We start from the raw sequence: 17,394 nt of genomic DNA, 5'->3' as shown, positions 1-17,394 counted from the left end.
CCAGAGTGTTACCGGCCGAGCCGGCACCGATGATGATGTAATCGAATTCTTGGGACATTGAATGCACCCTCTTTGAAGTTGGTCAGGTCAGGCCTGGGCGAGTGCTGCGCACTCGATTCGCGGGCAACACATGACTCGGGGGCTTAGAACACCGAGGCGTAATCGCCCAGCTCAACCTGTACCGATTTGATGCGTGTGAAGTTGTTCAGCGAGCTGATGCCGTTTTCACGACCCACACCGGATTGCTTGTAGCCGCCGACCGGCATCTTCGCGTCGGACTCGCCCCAGGCGTTGATCCAGCAGATACCGGCTTCCAGCTGATGAATCACGCGGTGAGCGCGGTTCAGGTCCTTGGTGACGACGCCTGCGGCCAGGCCGAAGTCGGTGTCGTTGGCACGACGGATCACTTCTTCTTCGGTTTCGTAAGTCAGGATCGCCATCACCGGGCCGAAGATTTCTTCGCGAACGATGGTCATCTCGTCGGTGCAATCGGTGAACACGGTCGGTGCTACGAACGCGCCTTTAGCGAATTCGCCGTCGGTCAGACGGCCGCCGCCGCACAGTACGCGAGCGCCTTCTTCTTTGCCTTTGGCGATGTAGCCCAACACGCTTTCCATGTGGGCGAAGCTGACCAGCGGGCCGAAGTTGGTGTTTTCGTCTTCCGGATTGCCAACGCGGATGCGCGCAACGCGCTCAACGATCTTGGCTTCGAACGCGGCTTTCAGGTGGCTCGGTACGAACACGCGAGTGCCGTTGGTGCAGACCTGGCCGGAGCTGTAGAAGTTGGCCATCATCGCGGTGTCGGCGGCGCGATCGAGGTCGGCGTCGTCGAAAATGATCAGCGGGGATTTACCGCCCAGTTCCATGGTTACGTCTTTCAACGACGAAGCGGAAGCGCTGGCCATGACCTTCTTGCCGGTGTCGGTGCCGCCGGTGAAGGAGATTTTTTCGATGCGCGGGTGCTCGGTCAACCAGGTGCCGACTTCACGGCCGCTGCCGGTCAATACGTTGAACACGCCGGCTGGCAGGCCTGCCTCGGTGTAGATCTCGGCCAGTTTCAGCGTGGTCAGGGAAGTGACTTCGCTTGGCTTGAAGATCATCGCGTTACCGGCCGCCAGGGCAGGAGCGGATTTCCACAGGGCGATCTGGATCGGGTAGTTCCACGCGCCGATACCGGCCACGACGCCCAGTGGCTCGCGACGGGTGTAAACGAACGAAGTGGTGCGCAGCGGGATCTGCTCGCCTTCGATGGCGGGTACCAGGCCTGCGTAGTATTCCAGCACGTCGGCGCCGGTAACGATGTCGACATACTTGGTTTCGGAGAACGACTTGCCGGTGTCCAGGGTTTCCAGGGCGGCCAGTTCATCGTTGCGCTCGCGCAGGATGTCAACGGCGCGACGCAGGATGCGCGAACGCTCCATGGCAGTCATTGCAGCCCAGATTTTCTGGCCCTTTTCGGCGCTGACTACAGCGCGCTCAACGTCTTCCTTGGTCGCACGCTGTACTTTTGCGAGGACTTCACCGTTAGCCGGGTTGATGGCTTCGAAAGTGGCGTCGCTGCTGGCGTCGGAGTAACCGCCATCGATGTAGAGTTTTTGCAGTTCGAAACGGGCCATAGTGTCCTCGCAAGTGCATAAGTGGTTGGCGTTGACCACTGGGCGTGCCGTGTAGCGCTGGCACGCTGGTCAGTGGCGGTTCAGGGGTTGAGCGTTTTATGTGTGCTCTAACTCACCTGCTTGGCCAGTTGGAAATCCATGTATTCGTAAGCGATCCGGTGCGCCTGTTCCGTGTCGAAAGCATCTCCCGACAGCGCGCCGCGCAACCACAAACCGTCAATCAACGCTGCCAGGCCCCGGGCTGCACTGCGCGCATCATCGAGCGGCAATACGCGGCGGAACTGGCAGCACAGGTTGGAATACAGACGGTGATCGTTGATCCGCTGCAACCTGTGCAAAGACGGGTGGTGCATGCTGGTGGCCCAGAAGGCCAGCCAGGTTTTCATTGCCGGGCCATTGACCTGGCTGGCGTCGAAGTTGCCTTCGATGATCACCTGCAGATGCGCCCGCGGGCTGGCATCTGTCAGCGCCTGACGGCGCGCGGTGACGTTCTCGCTGAGGACACTCATCAGGTACTGCGCCGTGGCAGCGATCAGGCCGTTCTTGTCCTGAAAATAGTGACTGATGATGCCGTTCGAGACACCGGCCAAACGGGCGATCAGCGCAATGCTGGCGTCCCCCATTCCGACCTGATCGACGGCCAGCAAGGTGGCTTCGATCAATTGCTGGCGGCGGATGGGTTGCATACCGACCTTGGGCATCTTGCACATCTCCTTAGGCCTTCCGGCAGACGCAAAACGTCTATCGGATTGAGGGCCAGTCTATTTTGTTTTGATTGAACGTTCAATCAACAAAGAATAAGATCTGCGACAAATCGTCGCTGCTTACAGGTTTTTCCTACGTGTAAATGGCGATAACCCGACATCCAAAACGGCTCGAAACCCCTGCGCACTGGTGCTTATGGGTTTCGGGCTTTTTTCGGGTTGTCTTTATATCACCCGCCGGTCGGCTGCCAACTAACCGATTGGTCGGGTAACGCGCTGCCTTGTGTTCTTCTCTCGCACTGCCTGGAGCATCTGTGCCATGAGTTCTGCCTCTCTAATAAAGACCCCGCCCGAGAAGGTGACGGTCAACGGTTGGGTGTTCTACACCTCTACCGCGCTGATTCTGCTGTTGACCGCCATTCTGATCATCGCCCCGCAAGAGGCTGGCAGATTGCTCGGTATCGCCCAGGCCTGGCTGTCCCGCAGCTTTGGCTGGTACTACATGGTGGTGATCGCCGCTTACCTGGTATTCGTGGTCGGCCTGGCGTTTTCGTCCTACGGCAAGCTCAAACTGGGCAGCAAGGACGACACCCCGGACTTCAGCTACGGCGCCTGGGCGGGGATGCTGTTTTCCTCGGGTATCGGCATTTCGCTGTTGTACTTCGGTGCGTCCGAGCCGCTGGATCACTACTTCAACCCGCCGGAAGGCGTGTCGGCCAGCAACCTGGCCGCGCGTCAGGCGGTACAGCTGACCTTCCTGCACTGGGGCCTGCATGGCTGGGCGATTTACGCCTTGGTCGGCCTGGCCGTGGCGTACTTTGCCTACCGTCATAACCAGCCGCTGGCGTTGCGTTCGGCGCTGTATCCGCTGGTCGGTGAGCGTTGGGTCAAGGGCGCGGCTGGTCACGCGGTGGACGGCTTCGGCATGTTCGTGACCCTGTTGGGTCTGGTGACAAACCTGGGGATCGGTTCGCTGCAAGTGTCGTCGGGCCTTGAAAACCTGTTCGGCATGGAACACAGCAACACCAACCTGCTGATCGTGATCATCGTGATGAGCACCGTGGCGACCATCGCCGCCGTGTCCGGCGTGGAAAACGGCATCCGTCGTCTGTCCAACCTGAACATCGTGCTGTTCAGCGGCCTGCTGATTTTCGTGCTGCTGTTCGGCCCGACCTTGCACCTGCTTAACGGTTTCGTGCAAAACGTCGGTGACTACCTGAACGGCGTGGTCCTGAAGACCTTCGACCTCTATGTGTACGAAGGCGACAGTGAGAAGTCCGACCGCTGGTTGGGCCTGTGGACCCTGTTCTACTGGGCCTGGTGGATTTCCTGGGCCCCATTCGTGGGCATGTTCATCGCGCGTATTTCCCGTGGTCGTACCGTGCGTGAACTGGTGGCCGGCGTGCTGCTGATCCCTCTGGGTTTCACCCTGGCGTGGCTGTCGATCTTTGGTAACTCGGCCCTGGACCTGGTGATGAACCACGGGGCGGTGGAGCTCGGGAAGACGGCGCTGCAACAGCCGTCCATGGCGATCTACCAGTTGCTTGAGCATTACCCGGCGTCGAAAGTGGTGATCGGCGTGTCGATTTTCGTCGGTTTCGTGCTGTTCCTGACCCCGGCGGATTCCGGCGCGGTGATGATGGCCAACCTTTCGTGCAAGGGCGGCAACGTCGACGAAGATGCGCCGCATTGGCTGCGGATCTTCTGGTCCGTTGTGATCACCCTGGTGACCATCGGCCTGCTGTTCGCCGGTAACTTCGAAGCCATGCAAACCATGGTGGTGCTGGCCGGTCTGCCGTTCTCGGTGGTGCTGGTGTTCTTCATGTTCGGCTTGCACAAGGCCATGCGCCAGGACGTGCAGATCGAACAGGAGCAAGCGGAACTGGCGGCGCGCGGTCGTCGTGGTTTCAGCGAGCGTCTGACTCAGTTGGACCTGCAACCGAACCAGTCGATCGTTCAGCGTTTCATGGACAAGCAAGTCAGCCCGGCGCTGGAAGAGGCCGTGGTGCAATTGCGTGGTAAAGGCCTGGACGTGCAAACGTTGCTGGGCAAATCCAAGCGTTGCATGGGCGTGCGCATCGAGATGGAAGAGGGCAACCCTTTTGTCTACGAAGTGAGCCTGGATGGCTATCTGGCAGCGGCGAGCGACACGGTGTCGGCTGAAAGTGCCGATGAACCTCGCGCCCGTTACTATCGCGCCGAGGTGTACCTGCACAACGGCAGCCAGGATTACGACCTGATGGGCTTCACTCAGGATCAGATCACTCGTGACGTGCTCGATCAGTTTGAAAGCCATCGGCAGCTCCTTGGCCGGGTTTATAGCTAATAAGTTGTAAGTGACGCGGTGTTTCAGTCTGAAGCACCGCGTCGGCTTCATCGCCAGCAGGCTGGCTCCCACAAGAGAATGCATTTCAATGTGGGAGCCAGCCTGCTGGCGATGGGGGCTTCAACTTCAACACTGCATCACCCGATATCCACAAACAAAAACGCCGCGATCCTGTCGCGGCGTTTTTGTGTGTGTTGCCTTACCCCAGGTTCTTGCCGAGCAGTGCGTGATACAGCTCGCTGTCGCCGAGAATCCCGACCACTTTGTTGTTGTCGTGCAGCACCAGTTTGTTGCCGGTGTGATAACGAATCTGCAGCGCATCGCGCATGCCGATGTTGGAGTCCACCAGCGTTGGGCGACGGCCCAGGCCTTCAACGGCTTGCCCCGGGATCCAGTTCTGCAGGTCCAGGCTCGCACCGTTCTGGCGTGCGCCTTTGATGGTGTTGCCTTCCGCCAGGTCCAGCCACGAATCGCCGCCCGGATCCAGGCAGACCGAACCGTTGATGCGCTTGCAGTTGTCCAGGGTGCGCATCAGGCTGCGACCGCACAATACGTTCAGCGGATTGGTGTGGGCGACAAAGGTCCGCACATAGTCGTCCGCCGGGTTGAGAACGATTTCTTCCGGCTTGCTGTACTGGACGATCCGACCGTCTTTCATGATCGCGATACGGCTGCCCAGCTTCAGTGCTTCATCAAGGTCGTGGCTCACGAAGACGATGGTTTTGTTCAGCTTGCTTTGCAGCTCCAGCAGTTCGTCCTGCAGGCCTTGGCGGATCAATGGGTCGAGGGCCGAGAACGGTTCGTCCATCAGCAGAATGTCGGCGTCCATTGCCAGTGCGCGGGCCAGGCCCACACGTTGTTGCATACCGCCGGAAAGCTCGTTGGGTTTCTTGTTGCGCCATTGGGTCAGGCCCACCAGCTCAAGTTTTTCATCGACCAGTTTTTTCCGTTCCTTCTCCGGCCGACCCTGCATTTCCAGACCGAAACTGATGTTCTCGCGCACCGTCAGCCATGGCATCAGGGCGAACTTCTGGAACACCATCGCAATGCGCTTGGTGCGCATCATTTTCAGTTCGGCCGGGGTGCAGGAAGCGATGTCGATCTGCTTGCCTTCGTGCTCGACGAACAGCTTGCCGCGGCTCACGGTGTTTAGGCCGTTGATGCAACGCAGCAGACTGGATTTGCCGGAGCCAGACAGGCCCATCAGCACGCAGATTTCGCCTTTCTCGATATCCAGGGTGGCCTTTTCGACGCCGACGATCTGCCCGGTCTTTTTCAGGATCTCGTTACGGGTCATGCCCTGGTCGAGAAGTTTCAAGGCTTCGCGCGGATCTTTGGTGAAGATCACGTCGACGTCTTCGAAGCGAATAATGCTCATGCGTCACCCCCTACTTTAGCGTCGGGTTGTTTGCAGATACGGTCGAGCATGATCGCCAGCAATACGATCGCCAGGCCTGCTTCGAAGCCCAGGGCGATATCAGCAGTGTTCAGTGCATTGACCACGGGTTTGCCCAGGCCGTCGGCGCCCACCAGTGCCGCAATCACCACCATCGACAACGACAGCATGATGCACTGGGTGATACCGGCCGCGATGCTTGGCATGGCGTGGGGCAATTCAATCCGTGAGAGCAGCTGACGTCGCGAGCAGCCAAAGGCTTTGCCTGCGTCCATCAATTCTTCCGGGACATCGCGAATACCCAGGTAGGTCAGGCGGATAGGCGCGGCAATCGCGAACACCACCGTGGAGATCAGACCCGGGACCACACCCAGACCGAAGAGGGTCAGGGTAGGAATGAGGTAAACGAAGGTCGGTACGGTCTGCATCAGATCGAGCACCGGACGCATCAGGGTGTAGAACATCGGTTTGTGCGCGGCGACGATGCCCAGCGGCACGCCGATGACCACGCAGACCAGGGTGGCGAACAACACCTGGGCGAGGGTTTCCATGGTTTCCTGCCAGTACCCCAGATTGAGGATCAGCAGGAAGGAGGCGATGACGAAAGCAGTCAGCCCCCATTTTCGTTGAATAAAGTGTGCCAGTAGCGCGATGAGGCCGATCAATGCCAGCGGGTTGAACCAGGTCAGCGCAAAAGTCACGCCGTGGATCATCGTTTCCAGTGACACGGCGATTGCGTCGAAGGTGTTGGCGCCGTGTTGCGTCAACCATTCAACGAAGCCCGCGATGTACTGGCCTAGAGGTATTTTCTGATCAATCAGCATGGTAGTGAACGTCCGCATGCAAGGAAATAAACAGCCCGGGCGGGCTAGCCCGCCCGGCGTAAGCGATTACTGCGCGAGCTTGGCTTTAACGGCCTCCAGGCCTGGTTTACCGTCAATGGTGGTCACGCCAGCGAGCCAGGTATCGAGCACCTGTGGATTCTTCTTCAGCCAGGCCTTGGCGGCCGCGTCAGGCTTCATTTTGTCGTCCAGGACGTTGCCCATCAGCGTGCTTTCCATGTCGAGGGTGAACACCAGGTTTTTCAGCAACTGTCCAACGTTGCTGCATTCCTGGGCATAACCCTTGCGGGTATTGGTGAAGATGGTCGCCTGACCGAAGTTGGGGCCGAAGAACTCGTCGCCGCCAGTCAGGTACTTCATCTTGAATCGTGTGTTCATCGGGTGCGGTTCCCAGCCCAGGAACACCACGGCGGTGTTGCGGCGCTGGGCGCGATCGACTTGCGAGAGCATGCCGGCTTCGCTGGATTCGACCACCTTGAAACCGGCGGCTTTCAAACCGAAGGCGTCTTTGTCGATCATGCTCTGGATCAGACGGTTGCCGTCGTTACCCGGTTCGATGCCATAGATCTTGCCGTCGAGTTCTTTCTTGAACTTGGCGATGTCGGCGAAATCTTTCAGACCTTTGTTATACAACTCTTCCGGGACGGCGAGTGTGTATTTTGCGTTTTCGAGGTTGGCACGCAGGGTGTCCACGGTGCCGGCATCGCGGTAGGCCTTGATGTCGTTTTCCATGGTCGGCATCCAGTTACCCAGGAATACGTCCATGTTCTTGCCGTCGGCCAGCGACTTGTAGGTCACCGGCACGGAAATCATTGTGGTTTTGGTTTTGTAGCCCAGGGCATCGAGCACGACGCTGGTGGTGGCGGTGGTGACAGTAATGTCAGTCCAGCCGACATCGGAAAAGTTTACGGTACTGCACTGAGCGGGTTCTGCGGCTTGAGCCAGTAACGGCAGACTCAGCATGGCGGCCAACAACAACGACGGGGAACCTTTCATGGATGGACTCCTTGGTGTTTTTTTTGGCAGTGTTCCGACTGTGGACCACCGCACTTATAGGTTGCGGTTGGATGGCGTTTTGGAGACAGCTCTACCACGGCGCCTTGCAATCGAGTCGATACGATCATGTACCAGTGAAAATCTGACGCCTACAGGGTGCGTCGTATCCAGTACAGGGATGGTCGCATCCAGTGTCGGTGACGTCGTTTACAGATTTTTTCAGCCCCGTTTGCCCACCTGAGCCGCAAAAAAACGGCGAAAAAGCAGCGTAAAACGCACACGGCGCTGGTGGACAAGAGTGCGTCGGTACTGGACGTCGAGCGACACGGTAAAAGCCTGATGATGCAGCCATACCGGCGGATTGCAGCTTGAGCGTAGCAGCTCCGTCACCGGGCGCTTTTGCGCCTGGAGTTGGCATATCCAGGAGTTCGGCAGTAATGGCTATCAGCGTTTTCGACCTGTTCAAAATCGGCATCGGCCCTTCCAGTTCGCACACCGTGGGGCCGATGCGCGCCGCGGCGCTGTTCGTGCAAGGTTTGCGTGAACGGGGGCTTTTGGAGCAAGTGCGGCGTGTCGAGGTCCAGCTTTATGGTTCGTTGTCGGCCACCGGCATCGGGCACGGCAGCGACAACGCGGTGATCATGGGCCTGATGGGCGAATGGCCGGACGCGATCGACCCGTCGCAAATCGGCATTCGCATTGAAACCCTGCGCGAAACCCACACCCTGTTGCTGGACGGCCGCTTGCCGGTGCCGTTCATCTGGGCCCGGGACATGCGCCTGATCGACGAAAACCTGCCGTTCCATCCGAACGCCATGACCCTGGTCGCCGAAGGCGATGACGGTGAGCTGCATCGCGACACCTACTATTCCGTCGGCGGCGGCTTTGTCGTCGATGAAGCACAAGCCACCAGCGGTGTGGTGGATCTGGATCGCACGGTGTTGCCGTACGATTTCTCCAGCGCCGCCGAGCTGCTCAGCCTCTGCCAGAAGCACAACCTGCGCGTGGCCGAATTGATGATGGCCAACGAGAAGGTCTGGCGCAGCGAAGATGAAATCCGCGCCGGCCTGATGAAACTCTGGCGGGCCATGCAGGATTGCGTCGAGCAAGGCCTCAAGCACGAAGGCATCCTGCCGGGTGGCCTGAACGTGCGCCGTCGCGCGGCCAAATTGCACCGCAGCCTGCAGGAGCTGAACAAACCCAACGTCATCGGCTCGACCCTGAGCGCGATGGAGTGGGTCAACCTGTTCGCCCTCGCGGTCAACGAAGAAAACGCGGCCGGCGGGCGCATGGTCACGGCGCCGACCAATGGCGCGGCGGGGATCATTCCGGCGGTGTTGCACTACTTCATGAAGTTCAGCGAGGTGGTGACGGACGCCAACGTGGTCGACTATTTCCTCGGTGCCGCGGCGGTGGGGATTCTGTGCAAGAAGAACGCTTCCATCTCCGGCGCGGAAGTCGGTTGCCAGGGCGAAGTCGGATCGGCTTGCGCGATGGCGGCAGCCGGGTTGGCGGAGATTCTCGGCGCCACGCCGGAGCAGTTGTGCAACGCGGCGGAAATCGGCCTGGAACACAACCTCGGCCTGACCTGCGACCCGGTCGGCGGGTTGGTGCAGGTGCCGTGCATCGAGCGCAACGCGATTGCTGCAGTAAAAGCGATCAACGCGGCGCAGATGGCGTTGCGTGGTGACGGCCAGCACTTTATTTCGCTGGACCGGGTGATCCGCACCATGCGAGATACCGGGGCGGATATGCATGACAAATATAAAGAGACATCGCGGGGCGGGTTGGCGGTTAGCGCGGTTGAGTGCTGAGACCGAGGCGATCCCATTCGCGAGCAAGCTTCGCTCCTACAGGGAACGTGCGGTGCTCTTGTAGGAGCGAGGCTTGCCCGCGAAGACGTCAGACCAGTCAAAACTGCGCGCTAAGTGAACACCGGATTGAAAACGCGCCACGTTTTGGCGCGTCGCTTACAGATAAGCGCATTGCAACAAGCCAGGGATCCAACCCGGCCCTGACCGTCCGTCCCCTGTGCCTGCGGTGACACTCTTTCCGAAGTCGTTGCAGGCCTGTTCCCACAAGTGCTACCGATTTGCTCACACGCAACGCGGCAGAGCGCTTACCCCTGTGAATGCCACTTATAACCCCTACTCGTGACGCGGCTTATATAGACAGGCTGCGACGTCGTTTTCAGGAGTTATTGAACGCGTATTCAATTTTAGGCATGGCAATTGCTCTGTCATTACAAAGCCCGTCTCCCACGCGAGAACGATGGCAATAACAAGAGCCTCCGCCTGAGGCCATCACCTGCTTTGTGTGAGGAGATACCGCGATGACGACGTTCAACTCCGGGGCTCAACCCCAGAACCGTGCGCCTCAATCCATCGGCTTTCTGCTGCTGGACAATTTCACGCTTATTTCTCTGGCCTCCGCCGTAGAACCCCTGCGCATGGCCAACCAATTGTCCGGTCGCGAGCTGTATCGCTGGACCACGCTCACCGTCGATGGCGGTCAGGTCTGGGCCAGTGACGGTCTGCAGATCACCCCCGACGCCTCCATGCACAAAGCACCTTCCATGGACACCATCATTGTCTGCGGCGGTATCGGTATTCAGCGCACGGTAACTCGCGAACACGTCTCATGGCTGCAAAGCCAGGCGCGTCAATCCAAGCGTCTGGGTGCAGTCTGCACCGGCAGCTGGGCCCTGGCGTGCGCCGGCCTGCTGGACGGTTTCGATTGCAGCGTGCACTGGGAATGTCTGGCCTCGATGCAGGAAGCTTTCCCGCGTGTGGCCATGAGCACTCGCCTGTTCACCCTCGACCGTAACCGTTTCACCAGCTCCGGCGGCACCGCGCCGCTGGACATGATGCTGCACCTGATCAGCCGCGATCACGGGCGTGAACTGTCCGCCGCGATTTCGGAGATGTTCGTCTACGAGCGCATCCGCAACGAACAGGATCACCAGCGCGTGCCGCTCAAGCACATGCTCGGCACCAACCAGCCGAAGTTGCAGGAAATCGTTGCACTGATGGAAGCCAACCTTGAAGAGCCGATCGACCTCGACGAACTGGCGGTGTACGTCGCCGTGTCACGTCGGCAACTCGAGCGGTTGTTCCAGAAATACCTGCACTGCTCGCCGTCGCGTTACTACCTGAAACTGCGCCTGATCCGTGCCCGGCAGTTGCTCAAGCAAACGCCGATGTCGATCATCGAAGTGGCGTCGGTGTGCGGTTTCGTATCCACGCCGCACTTCTCCAAGTGCTACCGCGAATACTTCGGCATTCCGCCGCGTGACGAACGCGTAGGCTCCAATACCACGCAACAGGTGGCGATGATGCCGCTGCCGCAAGCGTTGGTGCTGTCGCCGTTGTCCGGGCCGTTGTCGGCATTGAGTCAGGCGCGCAACGAGTCGACCTTCGCCAGCGTAAGGCTCTGATCAGAGCTGACGCCTGAAAAACACGACGCGCTCGGTTTCCTCGAAACCGAGCGCCTTGTGCGTCTCCTGGCTCGGCAGGTTGTCGACGTCGGTGTCCGAGGCCATTTCCACGCATCCGCGTTCCCGTCCCCATTGCGCCACGTGTTCGATCAGGCGTGCGGCCACTCCATGGCGGCGCTGCTGCGGCACCACGTAGATACCTTCCAGGAACACCACCGGCGAGCTGTCGGTGCCATTGACGTAATCGTGGCGCAATGAGGCTTCGGCCAGGCCGACGGGCTGCTCCCCGGCGTCGTAAGCGACGAAGTTGATATAGCGTTGCGGCTGACGCAGCTGTTCGGCGATTTCGTCCCGATGCTCCTGTTCCGAAGCATCAGGCCAGAGTGCCTAGCGCAAAGGCAGCCAGCCCGCTTGTTCGTCGGACTGGCAGAGTTGGATTCGGAACATCGGCGATCGCTCGTGGTGGTCAGGAAGCCACCACTCTAGCAAACCGCCGACGTGTCAGACGCGGTGGCTTTGTTGGTATTCAGCCAATGCCGGCAGCAGCTGCTTGTCGATGGCCTGACGCACTGCCGGCAGAATCGTCGCGCTGCTGGTGTACATCTGCTTGACCATGGTGCGCAGCACGGTCGCCCGTTCGTTGTTCAATCCTCTCACCGCGCACTCGCAAGCCTGCTCGGCGGTGGAGCCGTTCGGTACTTGAAAGCCCAACGATTTCAGCTGGCCCAACAGGTCTTCCTGGTCAATCAAATCGGCGTGCATCATGACGCAATCCTTCTTCAGGGAACGGTGTCGTGGTTCGATTCTCGTAGGGGGCGTTGGCGTCGGCAAGGACGATTTGTCGCAATGGCCGCAATACCTATGAACAGGTCGTTTTCGGCTAACTCGCGGGAGGGGAGAGTGGGCACACTGGATTCAGCTGGCTTCACGAAGGTTTGGTCACCCTCGCGCAACGGCTCCTCAACAGTACCCACCTCTGCCCCGATCCTGTCACGGCTTGATCGGGGTTTTTTTTGCCTGCTAATCAGGGATATATGGGGTGTTTGTACTGACGCCTTCGCGGGCAAGCCTCGCTCCTACAGAAGCCATGCTAACTCTGTAGGAGCGAGGCTTGCCCGCGAAAAACGATGACACGGTCTAGCGTTGCAAAACCAGGATCCGCGACAACAACTCATCCCGATCGACATAGCACCCCTGGAAATGCCGGGCACCACTGGCGGGATCAAACGCATTGCGCGCATGCAGCGTGCGACGGTTGTCGAAGCACCAGAGTTCGCCGGGGTTGAGCCGTTGCATCAACCTGAACCGCCCCTCGCGAGTCATCGCAATAAACCGTCGATAAGCGCGATACAACCTGGGCATGTCCTCGATCGAGGCATCGAACGGCCCGCGCAAAAAGTTCGCCATACGAATTTCAGACACCTGCCCCAGCGCATCCAGAGCGATGACCGGCGCGAGGCAGCGATAGTCGCTGTGACGGTCCTTGTTGCGAAACTCCACGGGGATTTCGCACAGGGCCTTGAACGATTCGGGATCTTCCTCGCGCAGCGCTTGGGCGATGGCAAAACCGTCGACGAAAATACTCTCGCCACCGTCGGCGTCATTGACCAGGCAATGCAGAAATTGCAGCCCGGGTTGCAACTCGCGCGTCGGCAAGTCGCTGTGCAGCGGCAGGTTGAAAGCGGTGTAGGCGTTGCTGTCGGCATCGGCATCGGCCTTGGATTGCACGTTGAACAGCACGCCGAAATTGCTCTCGCGGATGAAGGAAATCCGCTGGGCGATCAGCTTCAACGAACCGGGTTCGGTGGGCACGCCGCGCACTTGCGTCAGGCCGATATCGCGCACCGCCAACAGCCATTGCAACAAGGCGTCGTTGTCGTCTATCAGCGCTTGATAATCGAACACCGGCAGCGACAAGTCGCTTTTCCACAGACGGGATTTTGGCTTGCCGGCGCGGCGTTCGGCGCGGGATTCGTCGTCATAGGCGTGGGCCCGCAACCAGCCTGGATCGAAGCGGCTGAGGTGACCGTCCTGCCACTGGATGCAGAGGCAACCTTCAGGGTCGACGCTCGTCTCTACGGGCATCAGGTCCTGCGCAACGTCGACGATTTCCAGCACCTGCTCACGGGTCACCGTGTAGACGCACTGCGGGCAAGGGCAGTTGTCACGCAACCACTGGTGATGGAAGGGGCTGACACGGTCATCGGCCCATTTCACGAGAACGCGATCCGCCAGGGCCTGCACGCCACTGAGCGCGCTGATCAACGGATAAGTACGGAAGTCAGCAAAAGCGGCGGCGGTGTTCATGGCGATCTCCTTGTTATTTTTTTGGGGGTAAAGCGATCACTCGGCCAATGTAGTCAGGGGTGGGCAGGTCGGTTTGTTGCGCAACGATGGCTTGCAGCTTGCCCAGCGTTTCTTCGCTGAACGGCGCGGAGCGGGGACCGGCGAGGTCGACGTGCAGCAACATCTGCTCGTTGCCCGCCAGCTCTTTGTCGTCACCGACCAGGTGCAGGCTGTGATAGAGGTGCAGGCGTTTACTGTCGTGAGCGATGATCTGGGTGTGCACTTCTACGTCGGCGTCGAGCTTCACTTCATGCAGGTAATTGAGGTGCAGTTCGAGGGTGAACAGCGAATTGCCGCTGGCTTCGCGGTTGTTGCTGTCCATGCCCAGCCGGTCCATCAGCGCGTCAGTGGCGTAGCTGAAAATCAGCAGGTAAAACGCGTCACGCAGGTGGCCGTTGTAGTCGACCCAGTCGGGGATGATTTTGGTGCTGTAAGTCGTAAGAGCAGGCATGCGATCAGTTCCTGAGATAACGAAAACCTGTAGGAGCGAGGCTTGCCCGCGAAGGCGGTATTCCTGCCACAACAGATCCGTCGGATGTACCGGCCTCTTCGCGGGCAAGCCTCGCTCCTACAAGTGGCGGCGGGGGTTAGTCGGCGAACGCCATCCCATGCTTCTCTTTGGTGGTCTTCACCGCCTCCAGCACTGCCAGCAGGCAGTCATCACGATAGCGCTCCAGCGCCGAAATGCTGTGTTTGCCCAACTGATCGCTGGTGCCATCCACCACATCATCAATCAGCTTGTCGGTCAGCTCCGGTGCCGGCAGATACGTCCACGGCAACTGCAACGCCGGCCCGAACTGTGCCATGAAATGGCGCATGCCCGCGTCGCCACCCGCCAGGGTGTAGGTCAAAAACGTGCCCATGAACGACCAGCGCAGACCCGCGCCAAAGCGAATCGCATCGTCGATTTCACCGGTCGTCGCCACACCGTCGTTGACCAGGTGCAGGGCCTCACGCCAAAGCGCTTCGAGCAAACGGTCGGCGATGAAGCCAGGCACTTCCTTGCGCACGTGCAGCGGGCGCATGCCCAAGGATTCGTAGACTTTCATGGCCGCTTGTACGGCTTCGGGGGCCGTGTTCTTGCCGCCGACGACTTCCACCAATGGCAGCAGGTAAACCGGGTTGAACGGGTGACCGACGACGCAGCGTTCCGGGTGGGTCGAGCTCTCGTAGAACTCGCTTGGCAACAGGCCCGAGGTGCTGGAGCCGATCAGTGCATTTGGTTTGGCCGCGGCGCTGATTTTGCTGTGAAGTTCCAGCTTCAGTTCCAGGCGTTCAGGGGCACTTTCCTGGATGAAATCGGCATCGCGAACACACTCTTCGATGGTTGCGACAAAGCGCAGGCGATCCTGCGATGCACCGGGTGCCAGGCCTTGTTTCTCCAGTGCGCCCCAGGCATTGGCGACGCGTTTGCGCAGGGCGGCTTCAGCGCCAGGCGCCGGGTCCCAGGCCACAACATCGAGGCCGTGGGCGAGGGCGCGGGACACCCAGCCGCTGCCGATGACACCGCTGCCCAGGGCGGCGAAGGTTTTGATATCAGTGATAAAGCTCATGGCAACTTCCTAAAAAATTCGGTGATCTTTGTAGGAGCCGGCTTGCTGGCGATGGCGGCGTTCCTGCCACAAAAGATGTGGCGGATGTACCGGCCTCATCGCCAGCAAGCCGGCTCCTACAGGGGATTTGTGTGGGGCTTAACCGCGCTTGGTCAGGCCCATTTTTGCCCGGCCCTCAGCCGGTGTCAGAACCCGGGCGCCGAGGCGGCTGAGGATTTCCGAGGCGCGTTCGACCAGTTGGCCATTGGTCGCCAACACGCCCTTGTCCAGCCAGATGTTGTCTTCCAGGCCGACCCGCACGTTGCCGCCCAGCAGCACTGCTTGCGCCGCCATCGGCATCTGCATGCGACCGATGCCGAACCCGGCCCACACGGCGTTTGCCGGCAAGTTGTCGACCATGGCTTTCATGGTGGTGGTGTCAGCCGGTGCGCCCCACGGGATGCCCAGGCACAGCTGGAACAGCGGGTCGTCGAGCAGGCCTTCCTTGATCATCTGTTTGGCGAACCACAGGTGACCGGTGTCGAAAATTTCCAGCTCGGCTTTTACGCCCAGCTCTTGAATGCGTTTGGCGCCTGCACGCAGCTGCGCCGGGGTAGAGACGTAAATGGTGTCGCCGTCGCCGAAGTTCAGGGTGCCGCAATCGAGGGTGCAGATTTCCGGCAGCAGTTCTTCGACGTGGGCCAGACGGGTCAGCGGGCCGACCAGATCGGTGTTCGGGCCGAATTCCATCGGGTTCTCGCCCGCGCCGATTTCCAGGTCGCCGCCCATGCCGGCAGTCAGGTTGACGATGATGTCGACGTCAGCTTCGCGGATGCGCTCCATGACTTCGCGGTACAGCGCCACGTCACGGCTGAATTTGCCGGTTTGCGGGTTGCGAACGTGGCAGTGGACCACGGTGGCGCCGGCCTTGGCGGCTTCCACGGCGGCAGCGGCGATTTGTTTCGGGGTGACCGGCACGTGTGGGCTTTTGCTGGTCGTGTCGCCAGCACCGGTAAGTGCGCAGGTGATGATGACGTCGTGGTTCATGAGGTGGTTCCTTGCAGGCGTGGTGGTCCCGTTCGCAGCCCGGTCGGGCTGCGAATCGGTGGTTCGGGTCTGTTTGCTGAAGAGTTACTTGCTGGTGAGTTGCAGGTTTTCAGCTGCTGGTTTGCCATCGAAGGTGGTTACACCTTCCAGCCAGCGCTGCTTGTCTTGCGGGTGATCTTTCAGCCATTGCCTGGCCGATTCGAAGGCGTCCTTGTGATCCAGCAGCGGCTGCATCATCCGGCTCTCGTCTTCGGCGGTGTAGGTCAGGTTGCTCAGCAAGCGGCCGATGTTCGGGCATTGCTCGGCGTAGGTCGGCGAAGTGACGGTCCAGACAGTCGCCATGCCTTCGTTCGGGCCCAGGGCGTCGTCGCTGCCGGTGAGGTAGGTCATCTTCACGTTGACGTTCATCGGGTGCGGCGCCCAGCCGAAGAACACGATGGCTTCGTTGCGTTTGGTCGCCCGGGTCACCGCCGACAGCATTCCGGCTTCGCTGGACTCGACCAGCTGGAATTTGCCGAGACCGAACTGGTTCTTGGCGATCATCTCTTTGATCTGCGTGTTGGCGCCCGAGCCTGGCTCGATGCCGTAGATCTTGCCGCCCAGCTCTTTCTCGAATTTGGCGATATCGGCGAAGGTTTTCAGGCCCTTGTCGGCGAGGTAAGTCGGAACCGCGAGGGTGGCGCGGGCATCTTTCAGGCTGGGCGCCTCAAGCACTTTGACCTGCTTGCCATCGACGAACGGCGTGATGGTTTGAGTCATCAGCGGGTTCCAGTAGCCCAGGAACAGGTCCAGGCGCTGGTCGCGGATCCCGGCGAAAATGATTTGCTGGGAGGCGCTGGTTTGTTTGGTGTTGTAGCCGAGGCCATCGAGCAAGACCTGGGTCATGGCGCTGGTGGCGATCACGTCGGTCCAGTTCACGACGCCCATGCGTACGTTCTGGCACGATGCAGGTTCGGCGGCCATGACGCTGGCGCTCAGGAAAGCGGTACCGCTGAGTGCAAGAACACAGCTGCTGATCAGTCGTTTCATCTCGGGTTTCCTCGGCAGTTCGTTATTGTGGGTCCGGTCGTCTTTGTGCGCCGGTGATGCCAAGTTACGCAGCTAAAGCCCGGTGAAAACGCACTGCGGCGACCAGCTCTTGCACTGCAGCGAC

Annotated in this window: 14 protein-coding genes and 1 pseudogene; 3 read left to right on the top strand and 12 right to left on the bottom strand. The window is 59.9% G+C overall.

All coding sequences use genetic code 11. The features are described from left to right. Nucleotides 1–143: 143 nt before the first annotated feature. Nucleotides 144–1,616: a betaine-aldehyde dehydrogenase gene (gene betB / locus KGB24_RS09455; protein WP_008044788.1), complete on the bottom strand. Its 1,473-nt coding sequence runs from the start codon at nucleotides 1,614–1,616 to the stop codon at nucleotides 144–146. Between the two features lie 107 nt (nucleotides 1,617–1,723). After that, nucleotides 1,724–2,317, bottom strand: a complete 594-nt coding sequence (gene betI / locus KGB24_RS09450; RefSeq protein WP_008033272.1) for a transcriptional regulator BetI — start codon at nucleotides 2,315–2,317, stop codon at nucleotides 1,724–1,726. A 379-nt stretch (nucleotides 2,318–2,696) separates the two neighbouring features. On the opposite strand from betI, the gene KGB24_RS09445 reads away from it, so the two are divergent. Beyond that, nucleotides 2,697–4,646, top strand: coding sequence for a BCCT family transporter (locus KGB24_RS09445; RefSeq protein WP_223413660.1), 1,950 nt, complete (start codon nucleotides 2,697–2,699; stop codon nucleotides 4,644–4,646). 199 nt (nucleotides 4,647–4,845) lie between these two features. On the opposite strand, the gene choV is transcribed toward KGB24_RS09445, so the two are convergent. The 3 genes from choV to KGB24_RS09430 form a co-directional block, all read right to left on the bottom strand. Further along, entirely contained in the window at nucleotides 4,846–6,024 is a 1,179-nt protein-coding gene (gene choV, locus KGB24_RS09440) for a choline ABC transporter ATP-binding protein (RefSeq protein WP_008033270.1), read from the bottom strand. Next, nucleotides 6,021–6,866: a choline ABC transporter permease subunit gene (gene choW, locus KGB24_RS09435; protein WP_008033268.1), complete on the bottom strand. Its 846-nt coding sequence runs from the start codon at nucleotides 6,864–6,866 to the stop codon at nucleotides 6,021–6,023. The genes choV and choW overlap by 4 nt, the downstream gene beginning before the upstream one ends. A gap of 66 nt (nucleotides 6,867–6,932) precedes the next feature. Next, complete coding sequence (locus KGB24_RS09430; RefSeq protein ID WP_008033267.1) at nucleotides 6,933–7,880, bottom strand: choline ABC transporter substrate-binding protein; 948 nt, start codon at nucleotides 7,878–7,880, stop codon at nucleotides 6,933–6,935. 437 nt (nucleotides 7,881–8,317) lie between these two features. On the opposite strand from KGB24_RS09430, the gene KGB24_RS09425 reads away from it, so the two are divergent. Beyond that, nucleotides 8,318–9,694 (top strand): L-serine ammonia-lyase, encoded by a 1,377-nt coding sequence (locus tag KGB24_RS09425; protein WP_223413610.1) that lies wholly within the window; start codon nucleotides 8,318–8,320, stop codon nucleotides 9,692–9,694. A gap of 518 nt (nucleotides 9,695–10,212) precedes the next feature. Next, nucleotides 10,213–11,316 (top strand): GlxA family transcriptional regulator, encoded by a 1,104-nt coding sequence (locus KGB24_RS09420; RefSeq protein ID WP_008033265.1) that lies wholly within the window; start codon nucleotides 10,213–10,215, stop codon nucleotides 11,314–11,316. Here the strand turns inward: KGB24_RS09420 and aac(6') are convergent. From aac(6') to KGB24_RS09385, 7 genes and pseudogenes are all read right to left on the bottom strand, one after another. Then, nucleotides 11,317–11,763, bottom strand: a pseudogene (gene aac(6'), locus KGB24_RS09415) (aminoglycoside 6'-N-acetyltransferase). Nucleotides 11,764–11,817: 54 nt separating this feature from the next. Further along, complete coding sequence (locus KGB24_RS09410; protein WP_223413611.1) at nucleotides 11,818–12,081, bottom strand: hypothetical protein; 264 nt, start codon at nucleotides 12,079–12,081, stop codon at nucleotides 11,818–11,820. Between the two features lie 372 nt (nucleotides 12,082–12,453). After that, nucleotides 12,454–13,623, bottom strand: a complete 1,170-nt coding sequence (locus KGB24_RS09405) for a gamma-butyrobetaine dioxygenase (protein ID WP_223413612.1) — start codon at nucleotides 13,621–13,623, stop codon at nucleotides 12,454–12,456. Between the two features lie 13 nt (nucleotides 13,624–13,636). Next, nucleotides 13,637–14,113 carry a thioesterase family protein gene (locus KGB24_RS09400; protein WP_223413614.1) on the bottom strand — a complete coding sequence of 159 codons (477 nt, stop codon included), beginning with the start codon at nucleotides 14,111–14,113 and terminating at the stop codon, nucleotides 13,637–13,639. Between the two features lie 136 nt (nucleotides 14,114–14,249). Beyond that, on the bottom strand, nucleotides 14,250–15,215 hold the full coding sequence (locus tag KGB24_RS09395) for an L-carnitine dehydrogenase (RefSeq protein WP_223413616.1): 966 nt from the start codon (nucleotides 15,213–15,215) through the stop codon (nucleotides 14,250–14,252). Between the two features lie 138 nt (nucleotides 15,216–15,353). Next, nucleotides 15,354–16,241, bottom strand: a complete 888-nt coding sequence (locus KGB24_RS09390; RefSeq protein ID WP_008033258.1) for a 3-keto-5-aminohexanoate cleavage protein — start codon at nucleotides 16,239–16,241, stop codon at nucleotides 15,354–15,356. Between the two features lie 84 nt (nucleotides 16,242–16,325). Next, nucleotides 16,326–17,270 carry a choline ABC transporter substrate-binding protein gene (locus KGB24_RS09385; RefSeq protein ID WP_223413618.1) on the bottom strand — a complete coding sequence of 315 codons (945 nt, stop codon included), beginning with the start codon at nucleotides 17,268–17,270 and terminating at the stop codon, nucleotides 16,326–16,328. Nucleotides 17,271–17,394 lie beyond the last annotated feature (124 nt).

Source organism: Pseudomonas sp. BF-RE-25, from assembly GCF_019956105.1.
Taxonomy (GTDB): domain Bacteria; phylum Pseudomonadota; class Gammaproteobacteria; order Pseudomonadales; family Pseudomonadaceae; genus Aquipseudomonas; species Aquipseudomonas migulae.
Note: the sequence above shows the minus strand (reverse complement) of the source record. Positions and strands in the feature narration are given on the sequence as shown.

What these genes read in the sequence shown, in the direction of transcription:
- KGB24_RS09400 (WP_223413614.1), bottom strand. Translation starts at nt 14,113, where the DNA reads ATGCCTGCTCTTACGACTTACAGCACCAAAATCATCCCCGACTGGGTC.
- KGB24_RS09395 (WP_223413616.1), bottom strand. Translation starts at nt 15,215, where the DNA reads ATGAGCTTTATCACTGATATCAAAACCTTCGCCGCCCTGGGCAGCGGT.
- choW (WP_008033268.1), bottom strand. Translation starts at nt 6,866, where the DNA reads ATGCTGATTGATCAGAAAATACCTCTAGGCCAGTACATCGCGGGCTTC.
- betB (WP_008044788.1), bottom strand. Translation starts at nt 1,616, where the DNA reads ATGGCCCGTTTCGAACTGCAAAAACTCTACATCGATGGCGGTTACTCC.
- betI (WP_008033272.1), bottom strand. Translation starts at nt 2,317, where the DNA reads ATGCCCAAGGTCGGTATGCAACCCATCCGCCGCCAGCAATTGATCGAA.
- choV (WP_008033270.1), bottom strand. Translation starts at nt 6,024, where the DNA reads ATGAGCATTATTCGCTTCGAAGACGTCGACGTGATCTTCACCAAAGAT.
- KGB24_RS09425 (WP_223413610.1), top strand. Translation starts at nt 8,318, where the DNA reads ATGGCTATCAGCGTTTTCGACCTGTTCAAAATCGGCATCGGCCCTTCC.
- KGB24_RS09410 (WP_223413611.1), bottom strand. Translation starts at nt 12,081, where the DNA reads ATGATGCACGCCGATTTGATTGACCAGGAAGACCTGTTGGGCCAGCTG.
- KGB24_RS09420 (WP_008033265.1), top strand. Translation starts at nt 10,213, where the DNA reads ATGACGACGTTCAACTCCGGGGCTCAACCCCAGAACCGTGCGCCTCAA.
- KGB24_RS09390 (WP_008033258.1), bottom strand. Translation starts at nt 16,241, where the DNA reads ATGAACCACGACGTCATCATCACCTGCGCACTTACCGGTGCTGGCGAC.
- KGB24_RS09405 (WP_223413612.1), bottom strand. Translation starts at nt 13,623, where the DNA reads ATGAACACCGCCGCCGCTTTTGCTGACTTCCGTACTTATCCGTTGATC.
- KGB24_RS09430 (WP_008033267.1), bottom strand. Translation starts at nt 7,880, where the DNA reads ATGAAAGGTTCCCCGTCGTTGTTGTTGGCCGCCATGCTGAGTCTGCCG.
- KGB24_RS09385 (WP_223413618.1), bottom strand. Translation starts at nt 17,270, where the DNA reads ATGAAACGACTGATCAGCAGCTGTGTTCTTGCACTCAGCGGTACCGCT.